Consider the following 22,849-nt stretch of genomic DNA (forward strand, 5'->3'; position numbering starts at 1 on the left):
TCTCAACTTCACGCAGCTTGCCGATAATCTCTTCCGGCTTGTGCTTCTTGCTCGGCATTCATCGTCCCTTTCGTGGTCCAGACTATCATAGTCTCTGGGCCGCTCAGCGGGGGGCAGATCAGGTCGAGCGCCGCAGCCGTTTCACCTTCCTCGCGCGTAATCCGAGCCGGCATTCCGCCGGTGTCATGGCCGGCATTGATCGGCATCTGCATGCTCTGCCCCCTTCCCTCCGACGAAGCATCACCTTCGATCGAGGCACAGAATTTGCCGCCTTTGCGACACTGCGAAACAGGCTCGGCATCACCAGTTATTTTTGCCTGCCGTCAGCACCCTGGCAGAAAGGCGGCGTGGAAAATTGCAATGGGCGGATACGGCGCTTCCTACCCTCCAACACCGACCTTGCGCTGCTGTCGGACAAAGAGATCCAGGCCGTCGCCGACCGCCTCAACAGCACCCCTCGCAAGTGCCTGGGCTACCGCACCCCGCAGGAGGTTTTGGGAGAGCAAATCGCCATCCTCAAGGCCGGATAAATTTTGCCATCCGGGGTGGGGCTCGCCCCACCCCGGATGAAATGCTACGCGTCACGTCGGATGTCGCGCTTCAAATCGAAACCGCCTATCAATCATTTATCATCCGAAAGAGCAAGGGTCATTCCGGTGAATTGATATCCGCCCAATCGGTGATCTCCTCGAAAAGGTGCATGCCTTCCGGATCTTCCCATCCCTTACGCCCGTCATCCCATCGGCCGATTACGGGGCGATCTCCTTCCCAGAGCAGCATGAGGCGACCCTCTTTTCGGTCGTCGGGCATCGCGCCAATCGAGTCCCATGGGATGTATTTCGATGTGATCACGCAAAATCTCCTCGCATGCCGGCGGCGCGCGAGTTCATTCACGCTGCGCTGCTCCAGCAACGGCATTGAAGATCGAATCGACGATGTCTAGAAATAAAGTGCCCCGACGGTTTGCAAAGCAGGGACCGCCGGGGGATACCCAGTTCATATGGCGCAGGGGTGCCTAAAAATCAAGTGAAAAGGTTCCCGTGCCAACATTCGTTCATGCCTTGTCCGCTGACCGCTTCGACACTTATCTGAAGTGGGCCGGAGCCGATCAGACGCTCGCAGAGCGCCTGTACACCTATAATGTGCAGCTTTCCGCAGCCCTCTATGGCCCTCTACACATGCTCGAGGTCGTGCTGCGTAACATGGCGGACGCGCGGCTTGCGGCCCAACATGGCGCCGCCTGGATCGACGATCCTGCGATCCTTGTGACGAACTATCAGACGGGCGCAATCGCAAAAGCACGGCAAACGCTGCAGAAAGACGGGAAGGCAGCGACCCGTCCGCAGATCGTAGCGGAGCTGAACTTCGGCTTCTGGGCGTCACTCTTCGGCCCCAAGTCACACCACCTCTGGCAAAGCCTGCGACCCATCTTTCAGGCCAAAGGCGTACAGCGCGGTTTGATCGCGCGGGACTTGCGCGACCTGCGTATATTGCGCAACCGCGTCGCCCACTATGAACCCATCATCGCGCTTCCGCTTGCGCAGCGCTATGCGAGTATCACGACCTTGACGGGCTGGCTGTCTCCAAGCGCCGCGACATGGATCGCCAAGTATTCGACATGGCCGACACTTTATCCGGCCGTCCCTATCCTTGTGCCCGACCCTGCATCTGGAGATTTGCTGGTGGCGCCAGCGGCGCTACCCTTTCTCCCTGCATGACCTATCTCTCCGCGACGCCTGGATCTTGAGGACAATGTCGCCCATCCAGCCCGGCATGGCCGAGCGGGCCGCGACAAGCGCGCGCGTATCGGCATCGTCGAGGCGCGCGGCGAAGCGCCCGATCGCATCCGCGTCGATATTGCCCTTCCCTAGATGTGCGAGCGCCTGGACGATCGCATTCACAGACTCCGGCGCGTCGAGCACCGGCGCGCGGCTGTGCTTCAAGGTAACGCTGCGGCCGCCAGCCTTGGCGGTGCGGGTGCGACCGCTGGTGGCGTAGCTCGCCCGGGCGGGCACCTGTGTCGAGAGACCAAAGCTATTGGCCGCCGCCGCTCCCGACGGCGCGAGCGCATCGCCGCTCTGCGCGGAGAGCGCCTGGGCCACCTGCCCGGGATCCGGGCTCAGGGCACCAAGCTTGTCATGCTGGCGGGGATAGTCGTAGAGACCACGGCCGATCCGACGGATGTCACCGGCATGCGCGAGACGCGACAGCGCCATGTCGACCGAGCCGCGCGTGCCGAAGTCGACGAACTGCTTGGGCGTAAACACCCAGCCACGGCCCTTGCCGCGCACACGCTTCATAATCCGATCAGCCACCGCAGACATGTCCATGCTCCTGCCTGTTAGATAGTAGCATGGTTTTTTCTAACAAGCCATGACCACAGAAGGCGCCAGTTCCCTCGACTTTCCAAGACATTCTAGCACATGGTAGTGGGAGCATCCCTTCGCAAGATCAACCGCCCCATGCGAATCAACGCTCCCGCCCACGCTCCGGCGCTGGCCGCTCGGGACCAGCTCCACCCTCCAGCTCGCGCGCCGGCTGTGTCGCTTGCCGCCCCTGCATCATCTCGCGAGCCAGGGCCAGACGTCGGGAGACCGCCGGCGGCATAGCCGCCAGGAAACCCGCAATTTCGTCGGAAAGCGCCTGGTCGTCGGGCTCGCCGGTACGTGCCAGCGCCACCGCCGCCTCCGCATAAGCACCGCGTATCTGCTTCTGGCGAACCAGCGCCATCACGTCTTGCGGCCGCCGTTCCTCGTCGCGCGCGCGCACAAAGGCCCGAGCGCGCAAAACGTTGAGTTCATCCATATTGAGCCGGCGCCCCTCCTGACCGATCCGAGCATCGAGATGCAGCGCTGCTGAGCGCAGACGCTTTTGAACGTGACCGCGTGCGCGTCTGGGCGTCGCCTCAGCCGCGATGCCGCGCGCCCGTAGCTCATGCGCGAATGTCTCTCTCATATGATGGAGGTCGGCCTTGCGCGGATTTAACCGCGTGCCGTCCGCACCTTCGGTGGCCACCGTCAGATGGATGTGCGGATGATCGGTATCGGTATGGAGCGCCAGCATATAGGCGTGATTGTCCTCGAACAGGATCCGGGCGAACGCCTGGGCGGCATCCTGCAGCGTCTCGGGATCGGTCGAACCGCCGGGCATGGAGAGGACGAGTGACAGCGAGGTCGGCCGATCGCGACCATGCTCGTTCATCGCCTCGTCGAGCATGGCCCAGTCCTGCGCGATCTCCTTCAGCCGTTTAGGATCATCGATGATCTCGCCTTCGCTCGAGCGCACCGCAAGCTTCCCGTGCCGCGCAACATAGCCGAAATGCTCGGATAGATGATGCGCGCCATATTGCTTGCCCGAGACCTTGACCATGACCTCCGGGGCCTTGCGCACGATCCGCTCGAGCTTGGCCCGAGCCTCGGCCTGGCTCAGCGGCACGGACCGCCCCTGCCCTCCCCGGCCCGGTGCGCCTCGTCCGATGCGGACATAGGCCCCCCGCAGTGTCCGTTTACCGCCGGTGGGCGGCCGCCATGCCTCCATGAGGCTGGGCAGCGGCAGGATGCCCTCCTCCTCAAGCATCGAGGCTATCCCAATAGGCAAGATCGCCCTTGAGCGCGGTGCCGAGACCGGCAAGCGCCATCCGGATTTCCGTCCGAAAGCTTGCCACCCGCGCCGCCTCGCGCGCGACATCGAGCCCGGATTCGACCATCACCGATGCGTTGAGCGCCCGCGTCGCCTGATTTAGATTGATGCCGATCCGGTTGAGCTCGCGCCACGCCTGGGCCACTGCCGCCCGTTCTTCAAGCGGCAGCGGTGCCGCCGAATGCAGCCGGCAGCGCACCAGCCTCGTCACCCAGTCGGTTCGCTTCATACCCAAAGCATCGGCCTCGGCATCCAGCGCGGCAATTTCCGCATCGCTCAGCCGGATCTCAAACCGCCGTGTTGCTCGCTCCCGCCGGCGAACTGGTCCCGGCGTCCCGCCCTCCTCCGCGTCCACTGCAGTCATGACGAGGCGCCGCAGCAAAGCCGAGCGGCCGCCGGCGCTCTCCGCCACAGCATCGAAGCGCTGGGCGACTTCATCGTCGAGACGGAAGGTGAAGACGGGCATGCATCAAAGGCTATTGTCATACATCCCCGGCGTCACGCCTATCCGGCCCTCACCTTCACTCAACTCATCTGATAGTCTGCTTGAGCAGACTTCGACCATTCTTGGCAAAATGCGCCTATCATTCACGCCTGATCCACGAAGGGCGGCGCCAACGGTGCCGCCCCAGCTCGGACCTACGGAAAAGGCCGCACCCCGAAAGGGGCGCGGCGACATACACGCGAACAGGATATGCGAACGCGGAGGAAGAGGGTCAGAGCATCGCGGCGTCGGGGCGTCCCTCAGACACGGCGCAAAGTCGTTCGGCCGCGATCTCTTGCCGGGAACCATCGCCGAAGATCACGACAACACGCGGGCCAAGGACAAGACGCGCGGGACGGCCATCGACTTCAACGGCAAGGCTGGCCTCTGGCGTTTGCTCCCCTGGTCGCGCGACTGGCTCAGTCCCTGCCCGAGGTTGGGGACGGGCGACGGTCACCGCCGCAGCCTGCATCGGCGCTGCCTCAATGCTGGGAACGTCCGTCTTACTCTTCAGCCCGGCAATGAACCGCGCGCCTTCCGCCAATGTCGCGCCGCTCTCATCCCAGGCGCCCACATAGGCCTCGACTTCCGCAGGATAATACCTGGCTGTGCGATGCAGGTCATAGAGCAGCCGGATCGGCGCGCGCGGGAGCACCTCCCTGAGATAGGCAGGCATGTCACCATAGGCTGCATAGAGCGAGACGAACTGCTTGGAGCGGCCCAGCGCAGCGGCGATTTCGACCTGGCTCATGCCGCCCTTGAGCATACGGGCAATCGCATGAGCGAGCTCGACCGAAGAAAGGTTCGCACGCTGATCGTTCTCAACGATCTGATCGGCGAGCAGATGGGTTCCCTCCCCCTCGGCCACGACGATCGCCGGGATCGTCACCAGGCCCGCGAGCTCGGAGGCACGAAAACGCCGCTCGCCCAAACGGATGCGATGCAAGCCGGCGGCGTCGGCGGGCGCAACCGTGATCGGCTGCAAGACCCCGCGGGCCGCTATGGAGGCCGCAAGCTCGGCCAAGGCGTCATCGTCGAAACTGCGCCGGGGATTGCCGGGGTCGGGGATGACTCGATCCAGAGGGATTTCCTCGACCCGGCGCGCTGTTTCATGCGCGCCGACGAGCAGGCCGAACTCCTCGATGCGTTCGTCGAACTTACCCATCAGGTGGCGGCCGCTGGCGCTGAACCGAGCCGCCGTTCGATCTCGGCGAGGATCGGCCGAATTTCCTCGGCCGCCGCCTTGGCGCCGCCACCACCCTCCATCCAGACCGGCCGATGATTTTCCGCGGCATGCTTGTAGGTCGGTCGCGCCTTGATAAAGGCCGGGAACATCAGCCGCTCGCCCACCGCGTGGGCGAGCTTGACGGCATTGTCTATTTCGCGCCGGTCGAACGGGTTGACCATCGATGGTAGCAATCCGAGGAAATCGATCTTGCGCCCTGCCCTCGCCGCCTCGGCCTTGCGCAGCGCGGTCAGCAGCATCTTGGCGCACTCGACCGAATCTTCGGCGACCTGGACGGGCGCGATCACTGCGTCGGCGACCGCGAGAGCGCTCAAGGTCAGCTCGTCCCATTTGGGACCGGTATCAATCACGCACAGGTCGAAATGGGGCGCGAGCGCAGGAAAGCGGCCGAGAAAGTCGCGCACATCCTGCGCTGCCTTGATCATCTGCAGACGCTGGTCGGCGGCGAGCAACGTCAGTCCGGTCTGGCCGTCGGCGGCAAACGCCGCCGACGGATCGAAGAGATCGGCCGCGAAGCCACCCGGCCGCTCGCCGGCCAGACGGCGCGACGAACTGCCTTGCGGGTCTAGGTCGACGAACACGACCCGGCGCCCTGCCGCTTCGGCCAGATACCAGGCGAGGTGCGTGGCGAGAAAGGTCTTGCCTACCCCGCCCTTGAGAAGGCTCACAGCGATCGTTCTCATTGGCGCGGCCAGCTCAGCAATAGTCGTCCGGACCGTCGCGCAGATTGCGCTCATAATGGTCACGCGATGACCAGTCGCCGCCACCGCCGATGCCGGGACCGACATAGCGGAAGAGATAGACGGTGAGCGCAAAACAGCCGAACGCAAAGAGGATCGCGTGATCGGGATGCGCGGCGAAATAGGCGGACATGACGGTAGCTCCTCAAATGGTCTGATCCCGTGCCGGTTCACAGCTTTGCACCGGCCGCACGGGGGCGACGCTCCGGTGCGCCCTCCCCTCCTCAAACGCGCTCGGCGCTTGGAGATCTTTCGCGCGCAGTCTGCTCAAGCAGACTTTTCACGGCCATCCCCCCGGTCAGGGGGATGGCCGTGCCGATCAATATTCCTCGGCGAGTAGGATCGTCAGAACCCGAGTGGTGACGTCGGGATTGGCCGGATCGGGTGAGCCCCAGGCAAGCTCGAGATCGTAATAGTCGATCTTCCAATAGAGAACGGCGCTCTCATATTCGAAGCGACCAAAATCATGCTCGCCCAATGGATCGTTGTCGGAATTGAAACTGTCATAGTTTCGCACCGTGCGAAGGATCTCGGCGCGTCTGCGAAATCCGCGAAAAAGGGACACGTCACCGACCAGCGCGACAACGCCCGCGGTCATGACGATCTGGTTTCTGCCAGGGCTGTAAATAGATCTCCGCAGGCTGTCATTCAGTGCGGCGATGCGATCGATCCGCTCGGCTCGGTCTGCCGATTGTTGGGAAGGCTGCGACATGGCTGTGACTCCGGTCTGGATCAGCCCCGCCCATCGGGGCCTTCCGACAGGCGCCCCAAGGGCGGCGTCATAGCGGGGTCGTGCACCCGGAGGGTCGCAACGCAGTGGAGAAGCCCGCTATGCGGGCTTGCTCGGCCCCGCGCGCCGACCAGGAAGCCGACAACGGAACAAGGAACCAGATGGCGTTGCTCCTCCCCGGGTATCGCACCCAGTTTGCAGACGCTGACCGTCGCCAAGCCGACTATTGACCACGACAGAATTTGTCACCCCTGCAAGCTATAATAGCCCCGCCTAGGACGAGGAAGGATCGACTCGATGAATTTCCTGCATGCTCGAACGGTCCGGGAAGTTACTTCCGCCCGTCGCAAGAGAGGGCGGCGCACATCTGTCAATTCCAGCATCTACCAAAGTGAATGGCGCAGATTTTTAATGATTTAACATTCGCCTGACACTTGACGCTGTCGGCTTTCTATTGATCATCCTGTGAGGGGGGAAGTTTCACTATGTTCGAGGCAGGCGAGCGGGTACGATTGAAAAACGATCCGGCGGTTGTCGGTGTCGTAACCGACCGGCCGCCCGAAGAACGAGCAGGACGCACCTTCTTTCAGATTGAGCTTCCGACAGGCCGCCGAAGTCTGCCGGCAAACCAGCTCGAACATGTCCTGGCCGCCCCCGATGCGCTCGTGGATCTGCGAAACGGCAAGCTCTCCGCCCCAACCGATTTGCGACGCGCTCTGACCCATCTGCGCATGACGGGCCGCCTTGCCGACATGATCTACAGCATGGGCGCGACGAACACCGAGTTTCACGCTTACCAGTTCAAGCCGGTCCTCAAGCTCCTGAACGCGCCTTCTCGTGGCTTGCTCATCGCCGATGAAGTCGGTCTCGGTAAAACCATCGAAGCGGGGCTCATCTGGACAGAGCTGGTGGCGCGGAATCACGATTGCCGTCGACTGCTGGTGGTCTGCCCTAAGCCGCTCGTCGAAAAATGGCGGGCTGAGCTGCGCAACAAATTCAATGTCGACGCGCGTATCTGCGGTGCCGCCGAGTTGCTCGACACGCTGCGTGACGACCAGGAGCGTCGCGAGGGTTTTCAGGTCATCGCATCGCTCTCCGCCGTCCGTCCGCCGCGCGGATGGGACGATCCCGACGAGCCCGCCTCGGGTGCGCGCGCAGACCTCGCGCGGTTGCTCAATGATTCGGCTCAGGATTTGTTCGATCTCGCGATCTTCGATGAGGCGCATCATCTGCGCAATGCCGAGACGATGAACCATAAGCTGGCAAAGCTTGTGACCGATGTGAGCGATTATTCGCTGTTTCTTTCGGCCACCCCGATCAATCTGCGCGCCAACGACCTGCGCGCGCTCTTGAAGCTCATCGATCCGGACACATTCGAACGCGAATATCTCTTCGACATCCTCCAGGAAGAAAATGTCCCGCTGGTGCGGGCTTGGGAAGCGGCACGCGATACTCGCGTGCCGATGCACGAATTGGCGAAGCTCGTCGGGGATCTCCCCGAGGGGCGAGTTCTCAAGACCGGCGAACGGCTGAAACGCCTGCGCGAAGAGTTCGAAAAAGGCATCGTCGATTCCCCGGCAAACCGCGTGAAATTGGCAGCGCGGATCGAAGAGATGTCGCTGCTGGGATCCACGATCAATCGCACGCGACGGCGCGATGTTGCCGAATTCAAGGTCGAGCGCCGCCCCCAGACGGTAAAATGGCCGATGAATGAGGCGGAGGACGCCTTCTATCAACGGGCGACACAGCGCATCGAGGCATATGCCTTTGCCAACGACATCAACGAGCGGTTCCTGCTCGCCCAAACCCAGCGACTCCTCGCCTCGAGCCTGGCCACTGCCTATCGCCATTGGGGCGAGCGCAGCGGCTACCTCACGCTAGACGAGGAGGACGATGCATCACCCCCTGGAGCGTTGCCAGGCCCGCTGATTAGCGCGCTTGGCGAAATCTGCGATGATCCCGCCGTTCTAGCGGAACTGGAAGCCGCCGATACCAAGCTTGCAAAGCTGCTCGATTGGCTATGCCAGTTGCGCGAGCGGGATCCCGATCAAAAGTTCATCGTCTTCTCGAGCTTTCGCCGCACGATCAGCTATCTCGCAGCGAAGCTCCAGGCCGCCGGCTTTGCGATCATGGAACTCCATGGCGGCGTCAAAGCCGACCGCCAGGAAATCGTCTCGCGTTTTGCCGACGCTCCCGCAGGCACGATCCTGCTGACGTCCGAGGTCGGCGGTGAAGGCCTCGATCTTCAATTCTGCCGCATTCTGATCAATTGGGACCTGCCCTGGAATCCCATGAAGGTGGAGCAGCGGATCGGTCGTATCGACCGTATCGGGCAGCGATCACCATCAATCGACATCATCAATCTGATCGCCGCTGAAACGATCGAAGAGCAGGTCTATGACCGGCTCTATCTGAGGCTGGGGATCATCCAGGAGACACTCGGCGACTTCGAACCCATCCTGGGCGAGATAATCCGCGACATCGAATTCATCCTGACCAACCCCGAGCTTTCTCCAGAGGCACGGGCACGCGAATTCGACCGCTCTATCCAGGCTGCCGAGCAGAGGAAGATGCAGGCAGAGGAGCTCGAGCGCGAAGCGCCTGGGCTCGTGGCGCATGGCGACAGTATCCTTCAGAAGGTCAAGGAAGCCTACGCACCGCATAAGCGGCTGACCGAAAGCGATCTGCGCGATTATATCGCCGGCATTCTGGTCAATACGTTCGAGGGCACGCGTTTCGAGCCGATCAACGGAATTGATATCGAAGCGTATGACATCCGCCTGTCGCCAAGAGCGCAAGCCGAATTCGGGCATTTCCGAAACCTGAACGCCAGGCGCTATCCGACCCGTTTTTCTCGCGACGCTGCGAGCGGCGTCAAAGCGGTTTTCGGCAGCAACCCCGATCCGATCCGCCATCGCAATCTGGAAGCCATTCCGATGACCCATCCGCTGGCGCGCTTTTGCGCCCAGCTCCTTGATAATCGTCAGGTCGGCGTCGCTCCCCGGCCGGCAACCGCATATCGCGTGCCTCATCAGCCCCATTGGCCTCTGGCGCCGGGCCGATATGTCGTGGCAGTCGAGCGTTGGTCGATTGATGGCCTTCTGCCTATCGACCGCCTGTCATTCGCCGGTGTCGATTTCGCCACCGGCGCAAGCTTGGACGAGGATGCCGTCGAGCAAGTGCTGATGGAATCGCTGGCCAGCGCCCCTCAGCTCCAACATCTCGAACCGGCCGATCTACCCCATGTCGCCGATGTGATGGAATCGCACCTTATGCCGGCGCTCAAGGAACGCCGAACCGATTTCGAAGGGGCGGAAGCCGCCCGGCACTATGACGACGTCGCCACTCAGCGCGCGCTCATCACCCAGCACAAGGAACGAGAGAAAAGCAGGGCCGAAACCCAGATCCGCGAATTGCGCGCCTCGGGCAGCGCCAAGAAAATGAACATCACATACGCCATCCAGGGCAAGCTGAATGCCTTTCTCGCCCGGATGGATATCAAGCTGGAGCAAATAAACCGCAAGGAAAATGACCTGAGCTTTGATGAGCCGATGCTCGTCGGTATTGCAGTAGTCGAGGTCGCGGAGGGCGGCGTATGAGCAGAAAGGGCAAGGGCTTTGCAAGCTTGGCTGATGCCGCTTCCGCCCTCATGGATCTGCGCACAGCCCTGGCTGGAACAAATGCTTCATCCCGAAGCCCTGATCGCAAGCCCCAGACCGCGGGCGGTGACTTTATCGAGCTCGAACAGCAAATGCTCGCGAAACGGGCGGCAGGGCAGAGCATCGAGAAAGTGAGCCCGTCCCCCTCGTCTTTTCCGGCGCGGAGCGAGGTGGGCAAGCGAGCGCACGAACCCGTTCACAAAGCAGGGAGGAAAAAAGGCAAGAAGGCCCAGCCACAACCCAAGCCCAAAGGCCCGAAGAAAATCATCCTCAAAGGCCCAGGCATGAAGGCCGCCTATCAGGCCATCCTGGAAGCCGAGCGGGCCGCCGCGGAGAAGAAGCCAACTCCCGCCGCGGCAAAGCCTGCCCCCTCACGGGAGAAGATATTCCGCGAGGTCATTGCGGCGGTGAGCAACACCACGCCAATGATCGAGCCACGTCCGGTTTCGATCACGCCCCAGAACCAGGCGGCCATCGAACGCGCAATTGTTGATGGCGCGGCGCAGCTCGCGGAAAATCTCCAGCCCGACCTAGACGATGGCTTCATCGTCGGCTTCGATTTTGGAACGAGTTCGGTCAAGCTGGCCGTGAGCCAGCCCTATCATGCGGATAACCCGACCAAGGCCATGCCAGCGCCCGAAGGCCTACAGTCCTTCGGCCATCCTTATCTTTGGCAAACCGCCTTGTGGCTTGCCCCCAAAACCGGCCGTCTTTCACTTTACCCCATACCTGGTGCGGTAACGCTGGAGGGCTTCAAAACCGGGATCATCGGAGCGCATGGCGGCGAGCTGGTGAGGCCCGACGTCAACCTCACCCGCGTCGAGGCGGCGGCGGCTTTTCTCGCCCTCCATTTCGCGCATTTTTTCGGATGGTACAGGCAGGCGAAGCCGCTCGGTTCGGCGGGCGCGGTCCAGTTCATGGCCGTGAATATCGGTATCCCCGTTGCCGCGCACGACGATGCCAGATCCTTCTCGATCTTCAAACGGATCGTTGCCGCAGCCTTGGAACTGGCCCCTTTCGCATCACGATTGACCCCCGACCTCGTCCGGCAGACCCATTCTCGATCGCCGGACCGATTGCCCGAAGGCTTCTACCTGGTGCCGGAATTGACGGCGGCGATTGCAGGCTATGCTTTCGCACCGACCTCCCAACCAGGTTCCCACATGCTTGTCGATGTCGGGGCGTCGACACTCGATATCGTCGCATTCAATCTCGTGGGGCGCGAAAGCATCGCGGTGTTCTCAGCCGCAGTCGAACTCCTCGGCGCAGCCGCGCTGGACAGCGCGCTTGACCAGCAGCTGAGTGCTGAAGATTTCAAGCGCGCATGCGATCATGAATTCGAGATCGTCTATGGCCGGGCGCGCTCACCCGAACGCGCCCAGGACGGCTTCCATGCCGCCTATCGCAGAAAGCCGGTACAATTGCTGGTGACGGGAGGTGGCAGCAAGACGCAGGTCCATGACCGTTTCATCGCTGAAATGCCGACGGAACGGGTGTTGGGCGCAGCCGCGACGATCCACCCGCTCCCGCCGCGGGCAATGACCGACATGTCGTGCGATCGATCGCGGCTGCTACTCGCCTATGGCCTAACCCGAGATCTGCCCGATCTCCCTGAGATCAGGTTGCCATCGCAAGTCCCATCCATCACGCCCACCCATCGGGCTGAGCCCAGCTTTATCGGCCCGGAGATGACATAATGCCAAGCTTACGCGATGGGCTGTGATCGAGGGCTAGTTTGCGACACTCAAATTGCGCCAAATAATCAAACCGGTAGATGAACTAGAGATCGAGTGCTCGGGGGAAATAGGGGTATCATGAGTCAAGCGGCTTTACGGCATGTGTCAGTTCGCGTTCCTTGGCATGACAGCAAGTGGAACGGCCGAGTCTGCAAGGATCCCAAGGGCAATTCCGCATGCCTTGCTGTGCGCAGGACCGCGCAAAATCGCGACGATGAATTCGAGACGCAGTCCGCAGGCACCGCGTTCGCCGAGCTCGAACAGATGCCGCCCTGTCTCGCGGAGCGCGGGACTTTCCTGTCTCCGCAACCGTTCATTCACAGGAGCCGGTTGGACTATTCCAACTATAGCAAGGATCATGAGCACATCCTGCCCACGCCGGTCCATGTACCGGCCTACGGTGGCGTACTCACGCCCTTCAAATGGATGCTGCGGGAGCATGCCTGGCAGCTGTCCGAAGACCTTGGCCTTGATGCAGACGTATCGCGCGAGCCGCAGGAGGGCAAAGCGCCCCAACTGATCGTCGACACCCCTTGGGTTCAGGAATGTGATAATCAACGGAGCTTGCTCGAAGGGTTTCACTCGCTGCTCGAAGACGGCGAATCCCTAGTCTTTTTCTATGCGCGTCAAACGCCGATGGCCGAAAGCCAGGCCCGCCAGATCGTCGCCGTTGCGCGGCTGAGCACGACCGGGAAAGTCGATGAATATCCTTATGATGGGGGCAAGGCCGCAGGCCGTATCCGGTCCATGGTGTGGGAGCGGCCTTTTCAGCATTCCTTGCGCCCTGATCCCGAAAACCCGGGCTTTTGGACAGGAGGTGTCGTCCTTCCCTATCACGAACTGATCGAAGCGGCCGCCAAAACAGACGACATCGACCTTACCGAATTTGTCGCTGAAGTGCCGAGCGAGGGCTATGAGCAGTTTCTCTATGCCAGCGAGCATGTGACGCATGGCAGCGCGATTACTGCGCTGCAGGCTGTGCGGACGGCAATTGACGCCGCATCAAAGGTACTGCCCGGGCCTTGGGCTAATTATCTCGCCTGGATCGATAGCGAACTGAGCCGCCTATGGACCATGCAGGGCTCGGCGCCAGGACTGGGCAGCGCGCTTTCCTGCTTCGACCCGAAGTTCAACGGCACTTTGTTTGCGCTGGCGCTCGCCTCCGAGCTTGAGGAAGGCGAAGATCCGTGGCCCGCCGTCGAAGCCATTTTCGCTGGTGCGCGCACACCCCCGGTCCGCGCTCCGAAAATCTCGTCGATGCAATCGAAGCGCTTCAAACGGCTCAGGGAGCAAGAACCCGATCGCTATGATCTGATGCGCCTACTCTCCTGCTTCGAGCTGACAAAGGAGCAAGCGCAAACGGCATATGCCCGGCCTGACATATTGGCCGTACTGGCCAACCCCTATTTGATCTTCGAGGATACGCGCCTGTCCTCTAATCCGGTCAGCCTGACGACCATTGATCGTGGTCTCTTCCCATCGGAGAAAACCGCTGCCAAGCCAGCACTTCCTCGCGAATGCGAAATCGATCTGGACGAAGCCGATCATCCCCTGCGGCTCAGGGCCATCGTCATTAAGGCATTGGAACAGGCTGCGCTGCAGGGACACACGTTGCTCAGCGCCGAAATTCTCTCGACCGCAGTGGCCGAATTGCCCTTGTCCCGAACCGTCACGATTGATGGGCCGACACTCGATCTGTGCCGGGAAGAGTTCGAGGACGCGATCTGCGTTCTTGACTATGAAGGGACACTATTCGCGCAGCTCAGCCGTTATGATGAGGCGCGCGACGTCATCGCGTCCCATGTCCAAGCCCGCCTCAAGGCCGGGACGGCCGCCAGCGTAGACTGGCCAAGCCTAGTCACCGCCAAGTTCGGTGACCCGGTGGCCGGAGATGAGGATGAGCAGGCCGCACAAAACGAGAAAGTCCTGGCGCTCGAAATTCTTGAGCAGTCGAAAATTGCGGTCCTTACCGGGCCTGCCGGCACCGGCAAGACAACGCTGCTCAAGATCTTTCTTGATCAGGAGAAGGTGGTGGGCCGGGATATTTTGCTCCTTGCTCCGACCGGCAAAGCCCGCGTGAGGCTGGGCCAACAGACTGGCAGGCCGGAACAGGCGCGAACGCTCGCGCAATTCCTCAACGAATTCGGACGCTACGACGGCGAGACCGCGCGCTATCTGGTGCGAACCGATGGAGCGACGGCTGATGTAACGACATGCGTTGTCGATGAGTCATCGATGCTGACGGAAGATCAGCTCGCGTCGCTTTGCAGCGCCCTGCCAAAGGCCGCACGCCTTATTCTCGTCGGCGATCCGCAACAGCTTCCGCCCATTGGGGCCGGGCGGCCTTTCGTCGACATCATCAATCATCTCGATGCGCACGACGGCGTGGGCTTGGCGCGGCTCACCGTCAGCCGTCGCCAGTCCGAAGGCGGACTTGTTCCCGCTCTGTCGCTGCCCGATGTCCAGCTGGCCAACCTCTTCTCCGGTAAACCGCTACCACCAGGTGAGGATGCGGTGATTTCCGCTGGCCAGACCCCAGCGGACTCCGCACGTCTGAAATTCCGTTCTTGGGATACGCCTGGCGATCTGCGCGAACGGATCATCGACGTCCTCGCGGAGGAATTGGGTTCAGCCGGTGAGGATCTGGAACGACAGGTCGAGCTGTCGTTAGGCGGCACCGGAAGCGGCGATTTCATATATTTCAACGAAGGGTGCGGCGAGAAGGCCGAGGCTTGGCAAATCCTCTCTGCCCACAGGAACATGGCAAGCGGATCGGCCGAGATTAATCGTCTGATCAAACAGACGGTGCGTGCCGAGCGACTGGCATCCGCGCAGCGCTGGGGAAGGGGTTGGAGGATGATCCCGCCGCGAGGTGCCGATCAAATTACCTATGGCGACAAGGTCATGTGCTTGCGCAACCATTCGCGTAAGCGATGGAACAGAGAGGCTGGTCAGCGCGCCGGCTATCTCGCAAATGGGGAAGTTGGCATCGTCAATGGCGATGCCGGCAAGCACAAGCTCTATTGGACGAAGGTCGAGTTCGCCTCGCAGAGCGGCGAAAGCTTCAGCTTCAAACCGGGCGATTTTTCAGAAGAAGGCAGCCCCTACCTCGAGCTCGCCTATGCCGTTACCGTGCACAAGGCACAGGGATCGGAATTCGGCGCGGTGATCCTCGTCCTTCCGCGCAGCAGCAATCTGCTGACCCGCGAGATGCTATATACCGCGCTCACCCGTCAGCGAAGCCGTGTCTGGATTCTGCATCAGGGTGCCTTCAGCCACTACCGTAAACTGCGATCGGAATTCTTCTCCGAGACCGCCAGGCGGTCCACCAATCTGTTCGGCGCGCCTGACATGCGTCATCTGTCGGTCCAGGATGTCGGCGGTGTCCGCTGGGGCTGGCTGGCCGCCAAGCTCATTCACGCAACACGTCGCGGGGATCTCGTCAGCTCCAAATCGGAAATACTGATCGCCGATACACTCTACGCACTCGAGCAAGCGGGCAAGATTCGATACAGCTTCGAGAAGCCGCTCACCGATGGTGCTGGCGGCTATCGTCTCCCGGATTTCACCATCGAGCACGAGCAGGATACCTGGTACTGGGAGCATTGCGGCCTGATGGATAAAGCGGACTATGTCGAGCGCTGGACACAGAAATTAAGCTGGTATGCGGCCCAAGGCATCAGCGTTTGGAACGACAGCAATCCATCCGGCCGGCTGATCGTGACTGAGGAGACCAAGGATTCCGGCTTTGATAGTCAGGCAATCCATGATCTCGCCGAGCGCCTCTTTGGTACATGACGACGCCGCACGAGCGGTGCGCGGCCTACCCCGACGCACCGCTCACGGCAGGGATCGTCACCCGAATGGGCTGAGACTTGGAAATCCAAGGCTCAGGGCGAAGCCTAGAGCCCGGTCCGGCATCGCCGGAGCCGCCCGTTCAGCTCTTCACGGTTCGCCGGAAATTGCCGAGAACAGAGCACAGCTTCTGACTTTTCCGTTTCAGATCGGTGAGACGTTCTTCGGCTTCGGCTTGCTCGAAAAGCAGCATCAGGCGTTCAGCCTGCTGCCCGCGGATCGAGACATGGCGCAAGATCACGATCCATTTTCCGGTTCGCTCGAGCGCGATCTTGGCCTGACCATGGGCAAGAAACGACCGTAGGCCCTCGAGTGTGCGGAGATCCGAAAGGGCCTTGGCGGCCGCCTTGCCTTCTTGAGCGAAAGCGCCTTCTGCCTCGATAAGTTTGCTGAGGTCATCGAACCGCTGACCGATCAAATGCCGCAGCCGTACTGTCTCCCCTCTACCTGGCATGGCCTTGAGAAGGAGCAGCGTTTCGGTGACGGCCGCTTCAGCCGCCGAGAAATGCTGCAAACACGCGCCGCGCCACGCGTTCACATCTTGGATCGTCTGGTTCCACAAGGGATCATCGTTAGCAATTTCGATTGGCGCACCGTCATCCATGCCAAACGCCTAGCGCTGCCGCCTTTATTTTCGTTGAATCAATGACACGCCCTCCATGGCAAAGCCGGGAGCCGTAGGCTCCCGGAAGCGCCATCAGGCGAATGGATCATATTCGGCCACCAGGGCAACGCTGCCGTCCGCATCCTCTGCGGTGATGACCCCATATTGCTGCCCGATCGCGATGACGAAGGTGACCACCATGAGGCTGCGCGAGAGACTGAAGGCGTGACGACGAGCGGTTGCGATGTCGGTGAACATGTCGGGGCTCCTTTGCGCGCCGGCGGGTCCGTCCCGCTCAACTGGCGCCCGATGTGTCCGGCCGGCGGCCGCGATCACTTTTTTGGCGCAGCCCAAAAAGCCGTAGCGCAGCGACCGGACCTCTTGCGGGTTGATCGCAATAGGCCGCTGGTCGGACCAAGGATTGCGCCCGATTGAGAGCGGGTGGACCCGCCGGCCAGGCCCCCATGATCCCGCCGACTTTTGCCCAGGCGGTCACCCCGCCCCGCCGGTCCGACGATGGCATACCCATGACAAGCACGCGCCGCTGGGCTAGCGTCGCCGCGATGCTGTTCGCACTCCTGCTTGCCGCCACCGTAATTCCCGATGGCCAGGTCTTCACCTGCACGCCGACGCGCGTCTGGGACGGAGACGGGCCGATCTGGTGCCGCGAAGGCATGCATGTCCGTCTCGCCGGAATTGCCGCGCGAGAGATGGACGGGAGTTGCCGGCCAGGTCAGCCCTGCCCCGAGGCGAGCGCCCTCGCCGCCCGTAACGCTCTTGTTAATCTGCTCGGCGGCGCACAGGGGCGCACCAGCTCGGGCCACATTATGGTCGATGGTCCCACCATGCGCTGCCTTTCAACCGGCAACGCACGCGGCAACAGGACCGGCGCCTGGTGCGCCGCGCCCTCTATCGGCGACTTAAGCTGCGCCATGATCCGCACCGGCACCGTGCTGCGCTGGGATCGCTATGCCCAAGGGCGATGCCGATCCCGCTGATCCGCTTGCCTCCTTTCCCACCCGAGCAGGGAAATAGGCCCGGCGGCGACGCCGCCGGGCCTGATGGGACCGATTTCAGAAAGGGATTTCATCGTCCTCGGGCTCGTGGCCGCCGCCTGCATTGTCATTCGCCTTGGCGCGGGTGAGGAAGGTCACCTCATCGGCGATGATCTCGACGCCGTAGCGCTCGATATTCTCGTTGTCGGTCCAGCGGGTGTAGTGAATGCGGCCCCGGACCATGACCTTCATGCCTTTGTCGACATACTGCTCGACCGTCTTGCCGACCCCGTTGAAGCAGGTGATCCGGTGCCATTCGGTATCCTCGAGCCGGCGGTTGTTGTCGTCGCGGAGGATCTTGCCGTTGCTGTCGCGCTTCGGACGCGAGGTGGCGAGGCTGAAATGCGTGATGCGGGTGCCGCCCTGGGTGGTGCGGGCTTCGGGCGTGGCGCCGACATTGCCGGCGAGGATGACGAGATTCTGCATGGCTGGAGTTCCTTCGAACTGGGTCCAAGGGACCGTCCCTTCGACTGATCCCCGGCCAAGGCGGACAGGACGGATCATCCACCGGCAGGCGCAGCGCCGGGAAACCCCGAGACAAGGGGTGGTGCGGGCAGCCGTGGCACACGGCAACTCGGCCCGAAGGATCGCGGGTTGGATGGGCCGGACGGCCGACTTAGGGGTCAGATGAGGAGAAGGACGGCTCGTCGCTTGGCCGTGCCAGGAACCCCTCCTTGGTGATCACAGGCATCCCCGACCTATAGGGCCACGCCGGTCCAACGCCTTGGCGAACCTCAAGCTCGACTTTGCCCCGCCCGCCGCCCAAGCCGCGCGGCGGAACGGACCATGTCCCGCGCCGCCGTCCGGCGGAACCCAAACCATGGCATGCTCATGCTAGGGGACGGGCAAGAAGGCGCAGTTACGGCGTCGGCATCGGCAGGCTCAGTCCGGCCGCCACGGCATCGAGGAGCGAGCCCATCGCGCGCAGCACGGCCGCGAAATCGCAAACATAACCATCCGCCACCAGCGCGTCGATACGATGCCCGGCATAGGCGGGACCGAGGCTTGTAAGCAAATCGACGAGAATACGGCCAGGGGACGGGAGGCCAAGCCGCCGCGCTTCGTCGAAGGCGGCGATGAGGTCGTGACGAATATCGCGCGCGACCTCCTCGTGCGACCAGACCCAGCTCATAAGATAGGCTTTGAGCCCCAGCTCGCAGGATATCGCCAGTAGGTGCAGCGCGGGAGCAAGAGCAACGGTGGCTCCAAAGCGTGCCCCTTCGTGAAACTCGCGCGCGCGATCAAGGAAGATCGAGGCGGTCTGCCGATCGCTGGGCTCCGCCAATCTCTCGATCGCGCGCCAGCGGCGTGGCGACAGCTGGCCGAGCCATGCCGGGCCGCCTTGGTTGCGCAACTGGCGCAGGCAGGCGCCATTGGCCTCTTCGACGTCGCGGCCGGTCGACCACAAGAATAGCAGCTTCGCTTTCCAGCGGTGGCCATGCGCCGCGCGAAAGGCAAGGAGTGCGCGCGCCGTGGGATGATCGGGCATGAACATGATGCAAACCTCCGGGAAACAGGACGCACCCGCCCTGCCATCCTCCCCTCCGGCATTCGCAGCATTTCGAAACGGGGAAAGCCGGCCGCCGAAGCGGCCGGCGCGGCGGATCAGCCGCAGGGTCACGACGCTGGCGGTGTGCCCAGCGGTCCGCGGCGATCAACGACGTGGATGCCGCGCGCCTTGGCTTCGATCACCAGCCTTTCGGTGACACCATTGCCTTGAAAGGCGATGACGTAGCGCGGCTTGACCGATAGCATCTGCTCATTGCGGCGGAACCCGGCGCGATCGCCAAGCTTGCGATCGAGCCCGAACCGCAGCTGCTGGATACCGTTCTGCTCGGCCCAAGACGCGGCCAGGCGCTCAATGCCTTTCATGTCACCGCCATGGACGAGATACATGTCGCCCACCCGCTCGCGGACAGCATTGAGCGTTCGCAGCAGGTTATCCGCGAACTGCTTGGCGTCGTCGTCGCTGGCGAAACGCAGCCGCCCGCCGGCGAAGATCACGGGCGTGCCATGGACCATATTGGCATCGCGCACCCGTTCTCGCCGCGCCTGGAGATAGGACCGGCCATCGACGATCGCCGCGGTCGTGCCGAGCGAAATGCGATTGCCCGACGCCGGCACCCAGGAACGGCCCGTCTCGTGCAGATAATGGCGGGCCGCCGTGTCGCGCATCGTCTCATAGGCCTCGGCGGACTGCTCGATCTTGCGGGCGAGATCGATCTTGTCCTCAAGGTCGGCGGTCGCGACTTCCGAGCCATCCTGCTCGGCGAGCAGAAGCCGAATTTCGTCCGTCAGCCGGTCGATCATCTGGTGCTTCTTGGCGGCGGCGCGGTGGAAGAGATTGACCAGGCCCCAGCCCAGATCCTCGATGTCGCGCTCGAGCGCACTAAAGGGAAAAAGCACGAAAAGATCGCTCCAGACAGCGCTGACGGTTTGTTCCATGGCTTCGGCGGGGGGCGGCGCCTCCAGGGTGCGCAGGTCGCTGGTGTGATCAAGATGACCGAGTTCGAGGGCGGAGAGTATCGCCGAGAGAGTGCTGGTCATGAGCTTTGCCTTTCGTTCCACTTGGGGCCGGCGGCCCATCCGCCGGATGCGCAGCCTCCGGGCCATCGAAGGAAGCGGCGGCAGCACCGCCGGGCAAAGCCCAAGGGAAACCCGGGACAATGCCGGGTGGAGCGGGCAGGCGCGCAAGCGCCAACACGGCCGGATTGGCCCCGGGTTGCGGCAGCCAGCGCGATGGCCCAAGCATGCGCATCCTCTGGCGAGGGGCTGAGGCTTCATGGAATCAAGGAGCAGCGATTTTCCAGCGATCGTGTCAAATCTCGGATGCTGGATCTCGTCGCATCATGATCGACGCCTCCCGAACAGGCAGAGCTTGGGACAAAACCGACGTTCGCGAGCTGCGCCGGGAACGGCAGGTTCCCGTCCAACACCTGCCGTTCCTGAAGCACTGATGATCGTTTCCCGGAATGCGAGGGATGGCCGATTGCGGAATGGCAGCTTCTCGTCGGCCGAGATGCACTAGCTGCCAGTCCGGTTCCGGGTGGGAAATCATCGAGGCACGAAGCGTGCGATTGCCGTCGAGCATGGCCATCATCCCAGAGCAAGGGGGTAGCGGAATATTGGACCGATGTGCATAGCAAGTCATGCCCCGGCGCAAAGACATATGGAGATGCGGGATCGTCCATCAGCCGATGGCTGCAATCATCGCATCGGGCCGGATCGATAGCGCGTTGACATGGCTCCCGGAGGAGCCGGCATTCCAGTTTCTTGCCGATCCATTCGGATGGAGAGGTGCGGACGGAACGCTTCACATCTTTGCCGAGCATTATGATTATCGCCATCGTCATGGCACGATCATGCGCCTGTCGCTCGATGAGCATCTGTCGGTTGTCGAACGGCGCCTTTGCCTGAGTGAGCCCTGGCACCTGTCCTACCCCCAGATTTTCGCCGGCGAAGGTGCGACCTGGATGCTGCCCGAGGCGCATCGATCGGGCGCGCTGACGCTTTATCGCGACCATGGCGGCCTGGCTGACTGGCGGCCGGAACTGCGCATCGCACTGGACTGCGTTCCGGTCGATGCAACGATCCTCCATCATCAAGACCGCTGGTGGCTCTTTTATTCGCCGGCCACCTCAAAGCAGACAAAGATATCGCAGCTTCATATCGCCTGGGCCGAGCGCCTGGCGGGCCCCTGGATCGTGCATCCGCGCAATCCCGTGCGCGTCGATGTGACATCATCGCGCCCTGGTGGCTCGCCCCAGATCCTGTCCGGACATGTCGTTCTGCCGGTCCAAGACTGCAGCAGCACCTATGGCGGAGCCATCCGTCCTCTCTGGATCGACAGGCTGGATGAGGCGAATTTCAGCGCGAAAGCCGGCGACGCCATGCCGGTCCCATTGTCCGCCGGCGCCTATCGGGACGGCATGCACAGCCTGACCGCATGCGGGGAGATCAGCCTGGTCGATGTGAAGCGGATCGACCGATCCGCACGCGGGCTGGCGCTGGAAATCAGGCGTGCGCTTGGCGGATATGGGTGAGAATGGCTGTACCTGTTCTTTCGAAACGCTCTCTTGAGTAGCGCTGGTTCACCAGGTTTCGTGCGGCCTGCCCCATTTCTTCAAGCCTTGAAGGCGTAGCAAGCAGGGTCTCCAGCGCATGGGCGAGAGCATCAGTATCTGCCGGTGCGCAGGTCAGGCCGCTGACGCCCGGCATGATCGAATAGGGCATTTCCCCGACCGCTGAAGCGATCACCGGCAGCCCGGCCGCCATCGCCTCATGCGCGGCGATGCAAAAGCCTTCGGATCGTGACGGCTGAACATAGAGATGCAGTCCGGCGAGGAAGCTCTTGGGGGCATCGGTAAATCCGGCGAATTCGACATCGACCCCTGCGTTGCGAGCCAGCATCTCCAGGCGACCGCGCTCGCTCCCCTCACCCGCGATCGCCAGCGAGAATGGAGGCGTGGCAAGGCCCCGAGCCTTGATTTGCGCCAGGGCCGCGATCAAGATGTCATAGCCCTTGACCCGATGAAGCCGTCCCAAAGAACCGATGCGGATCGGCTCGCCGGCCTGCCATGGGGATGCCTGCGGCATGGCTGGATCGACGGCGTAGATGGGCCAGCAGCGTAGCCGCTCGTCCGGAACCTGGAGTCGATGCTGCGTCAGATCGGTGACGGACTGCGAATCCCCCACCCACAAAGCCGCCCTGGGCGCCAGGAGGCGCATCAGCCTTTCATTCCAGGGCTTGAGGAAGGCAGCATGCTGCCAGCAGACGACCGGAAGTCCGAGGGAAGGCCCGATAATGAGACCAAGGATCGTGGCACGGCTGAGCGACGTCCAGATATGGGTCGCGCCCCAGTCCATCAGTTCCCGCCGTAGCCACAAGGCGGCCGCCAGATGATCGCCTGTCCCGCCTTCCCGAACGCGCGGAAGCAGCCCCGCCTCGATAATCGCGGGCAAGCCGCGCCTGTCGCTTGGCCGAAGCGCGAACAACCGCACCTGCGCGCCGCCGGCGCGCAGCACGTCGGCTATGGCGGGCACGGGCTGCGCAGCGCCGCCGCCTTCGACCGAATTGATGACATAGGCAATGCGCATGCCG

Annotated in this window: 21 protein-coding genes; 7 read left to right on the forward strand and 14 right to left on the reverse strand. The window is 62.4% G+C overall.

Annotated features, from left to right (window positions below):
- Positions 1-530: IS30 family transposase (locus A8G00_RS07835; RefSeq protein ID WP_253257940.1), on the forward strand; the 530-nt coding region annotated here is incomplete at its 5' end.
- A gap of 118 nt (positions 531-648) precedes the next feature.
- On the opposite strand, the gene A8G00_RS07840 is transcribed toward A8G00_RS07835, so the two are convergent.
- Positions 649-918 (reverse strand): hypothetical protein, encoded by a 270-nt coding sequence (locus A8G00_RS07840; RefSeq protein ID WP_253257941.1) that lies wholly within the window; start codon positions 916-918, stop codon positions 649-651.
- Between the two features lie 143 nt (positions 919-1,061).
- Between A8G00_RS07840 and A8G00_RS07845 the strand changes: the two genes are divergently transcribed.
- Positions 1,062-1,718 carry a hypothetical protein gene (locus tag A8G00_RS07845; protein WP_253257942.1) on the forward strand — a complete coding sequence of 219 codons (657 nt, stop codon included), beginning with the start codon at positions 1,062-1,064 and terminating at the stop codon, positions 1,716-1,718.
- On the opposite strand, the gene A8G00_RS07850 is transcribed toward A8G00_RS07845, so the two are convergent.
- The 7 genes from A8G00_RS07850 to A8G00_RS07875 form a co-directional block, all read right to left on the reverse strand.
- Entirely contained in the window at positions 1,698-2,330 is a 633-nt protein-coding gene (locus tag A8G00_RS07850; RefSeq protein ID WP_103000431.1) for a DUF6088 family protein, read from the reverse strand. The two genes, A8G00_RS07845 and A8G00_RS07850, sit on opposite strands and share 21 nt — an antisense overlap.
- Positions 2,331-2,469: 139 nt before the next feature.
- Positions 2,470-3,576: a relaxase/mobilization nuclease domain-containing protein gene (locus A8G00_RS07855; protein ID WP_103000432.1), complete on the reverse strand. Its 1,107-nt coding sequence runs from the start codon at positions 3,574-3,576 to the stop codon at positions 2,470-2,472.
- Positions 3,569-4,105, reverse strand: coding sequence for a plasmid mobilization relaxosome protein MobC (locus A8G00_RS07860; RefSeq protein ID WP_103000433.1), 537 nt, complete (start codon positions 4,103-4,105; stop codon positions 3,569-3,571). The genes A8G00_RS07855 and A8G00_RS07860 overlap by 8 nt, the downstream gene beginning before the upstream one ends.
- A gap of 250 nt (positions 4,106-4,355) precedes the next feature.
- A complete protein-coding gene (locus A8G00_RS07865; protein ID WP_103000434.1) occupies positions 4,356-5,288 on the reverse strand; it encodes a ParB/RepB/Spo0J family partition protein in 933 nt (310 codons plus the stop codon).
- Positions 5,288-6,052, reverse strand: a complete 765-nt coding sequence (locus A8G00_RS07870) for a ParA family protein (protein WP_103000435.1) — start codon at positions 6,050-6,052, stop codon at positions 5,288-5,290. Before A8G00_RS07870 ends, A8G00_RS07865 begins: the two co-directional genes overlap by 1 nt.
- A gap of 13 nt (positions 6,053-6,065) precedes the next feature.
- Positions 6,066-6,242, reverse strand: a complete 177-nt coding sequence (locus A8G00_RS25080) for a hypothetical protein (RefSeq protein WP_020820482.1) — start codon at positions 6,240-6,242, stop codon at positions 6,066-6,068.
- Between the two features lie 186 nt (positions 6,243-6,428).
- Complete coding sequence (locus A8G00_RS07875; protein WP_172451809.1) at positions 6,429-6,821, reverse strand: DUF3768 domain-containing protein; 393 nt, start codon at positions 6,819-6,821, stop codon at positions 6,429-6,431.
- A 503-nt stretch (positions 6,822-7,324) separates the two neighbouring features.
- On the opposite strand from A8G00_RS07875, the gene A8G00_RS07880 reads away from it, so the two are divergent.
- The 3 genes from A8G00_RS07880 (at position 7,325) to A8G00_RS07890 (ending at position 16,032) form a co-directional block, all read left to right on the forward strand.
- Positions 7,325-10,438, forward strand: coding sequence for a helicase-related protein (locus A8G00_RS07880; RefSeq protein WP_103000437.1), 3,114 nt, complete (start codon positions 7,325-7,327; stop codon positions 10,436-10,438).
- Positions 10,435-12,195, forward strand: coding sequence for a hypothetical protein (locus A8G00_RS07885; protein WP_253257943.1), 1,761 nt, complete (start codon positions 10,435-10,437; stop codon positions 12,193-12,195). Before A8G00_RS07880 ends, A8G00_RS07885 begins: the two co-directional genes overlap by 4 nt.
- A 117-nt stretch (positions 12,196-12,312) precedes the next feature.
- Positions 12,313-16,032, forward strand: a complete 3,720-nt coding sequence (locus tag A8G00_RS07890; protein ID WP_103000439.1) for an AAA family ATPase — start codon at positions 12,313-12,315, stop codon at positions 16,030-16,032.
- 139 nt (positions 16,033-16,171) lie between these two features.
- On the opposite strand, the gene A8G00_RS07895 is transcribed toward A8G00_RS07890, so the two are convergent.
- Together A8G00_RS07895 and A8G00_RS07900 are read right to left on the reverse strand one after the other, a co-directional pair.
- Positions 16,172-16,693 (reverse strand): hypothetical protein, encoded by a 522-nt coding sequence (locus A8G00_RS07895; protein WP_103000440.1) that lies wholly within the window; start codon positions 16,691-16,693, stop codon positions 16,172-16,174.
- Between the two features lie 93 nt (positions 16,694-16,786).
- Entirely contained in the window at positions 16,787-16,951 is a 165-nt protein-coding gene (locus tag A8G00_RS07900; RefSeq protein ID WP_007682673.1) for a hypothetical protein, read from the reverse strand.
- Positions 16,952-17,256: 305 nt separating this feature from the next.
- Between A8G00_RS07900 and A8G00_RS07905 the strand changes: the two genes are divergently transcribed.
- Positions 17,257-17,691, forward strand: coding sequence for a thermonuclease family protein (locus tag A8G00_RS07905; RefSeq protein ID WP_103000482.1), 435 nt, complete (start codon positions 17,257-17,259; stop codon positions 17,689-17,691).
- Positions 17,692-17,766: 75 nt separating this feature from the next.
- On the opposite strand, the gene A8G00_RS07910 is transcribed toward A8G00_RS07905, so the two are convergent.
- The 3 genes from A8G00_RS07910 to A8G00_RS07920 form a co-directional block, all read right to left on the reverse strand.
- Positions 17,767-18,174, reverse strand: coding sequence for a single-stranded DNA-binding protein (locus A8G00_RS07910; protein ID WP_007682669.1), 408 nt, complete (start codon positions 18,172-18,174; stop codon positions 17,767-17,769).
- A gap of 433 nt (positions 18,175-18,607) precedes the next feature.
- Positions 18,608-19,243, reverse strand: a complete 636-nt coding sequence (locus A8G00_RS07915) for a hypothetical protein (RefSeq protein ID WP_103000483.1) — start codon at positions 19,241-19,243, stop codon at positions 18,608-18,610.
- Positions 19,244-19,365: 122 nt separating this feature from the next.
- Entirely contained in the window at positions 19,366-20,295 is a 930-nt protein-coding gene (locus tag A8G00_RS07920; protein ID WP_103000441.1) for a DUF2493 domain-containing protein, read from the reverse strand.
- A gap of 650 nt (positions 20,296-20,945) precedes the next feature.
- On the opposite strand from A8G00_RS07920, the gene A8G00_RS07925 reads away from it, so the two are divergent.
- Entirely contained in the window at positions 20,946-21,791 is an 846-nt protein-coding gene (locus A8G00_RS07925; RefSeq protein ID WP_010335866.1) for a hypothetical protein, read from the forward strand.
- Here A8G00_RS07925 and A8G00_RS07930 read toward each other — a convergent pair.
- Positions 21,763-22,845 (reverse strand): glycosyltransferase family 4 protein, encoded by a 1,083-nt coding sequence (locus tag A8G00_RS07930; protein ID WP_017183057.1) that lies wholly within the window; start codon positions 22,843-22,845, stop codon positions 21,763-21,765. The two genes, A8G00_RS07925 and A8G00_RS07930, sit on opposite strands and share 29 nt — an antisense overlap.
- Between the last annotated feature and the right edge of the window lie 4 nt (positions 22,846-22,849).

The organism is Sphingobium sp. SA916, assembly GCF_002894065.1.
Taxonomy (GTDB): Bacteria; Pseudomonadota; Alphaproteobacteria; order Sphingomonadales; family Sphingomonadaceae; genus Sphingobium; species Sphingobium fuliginis.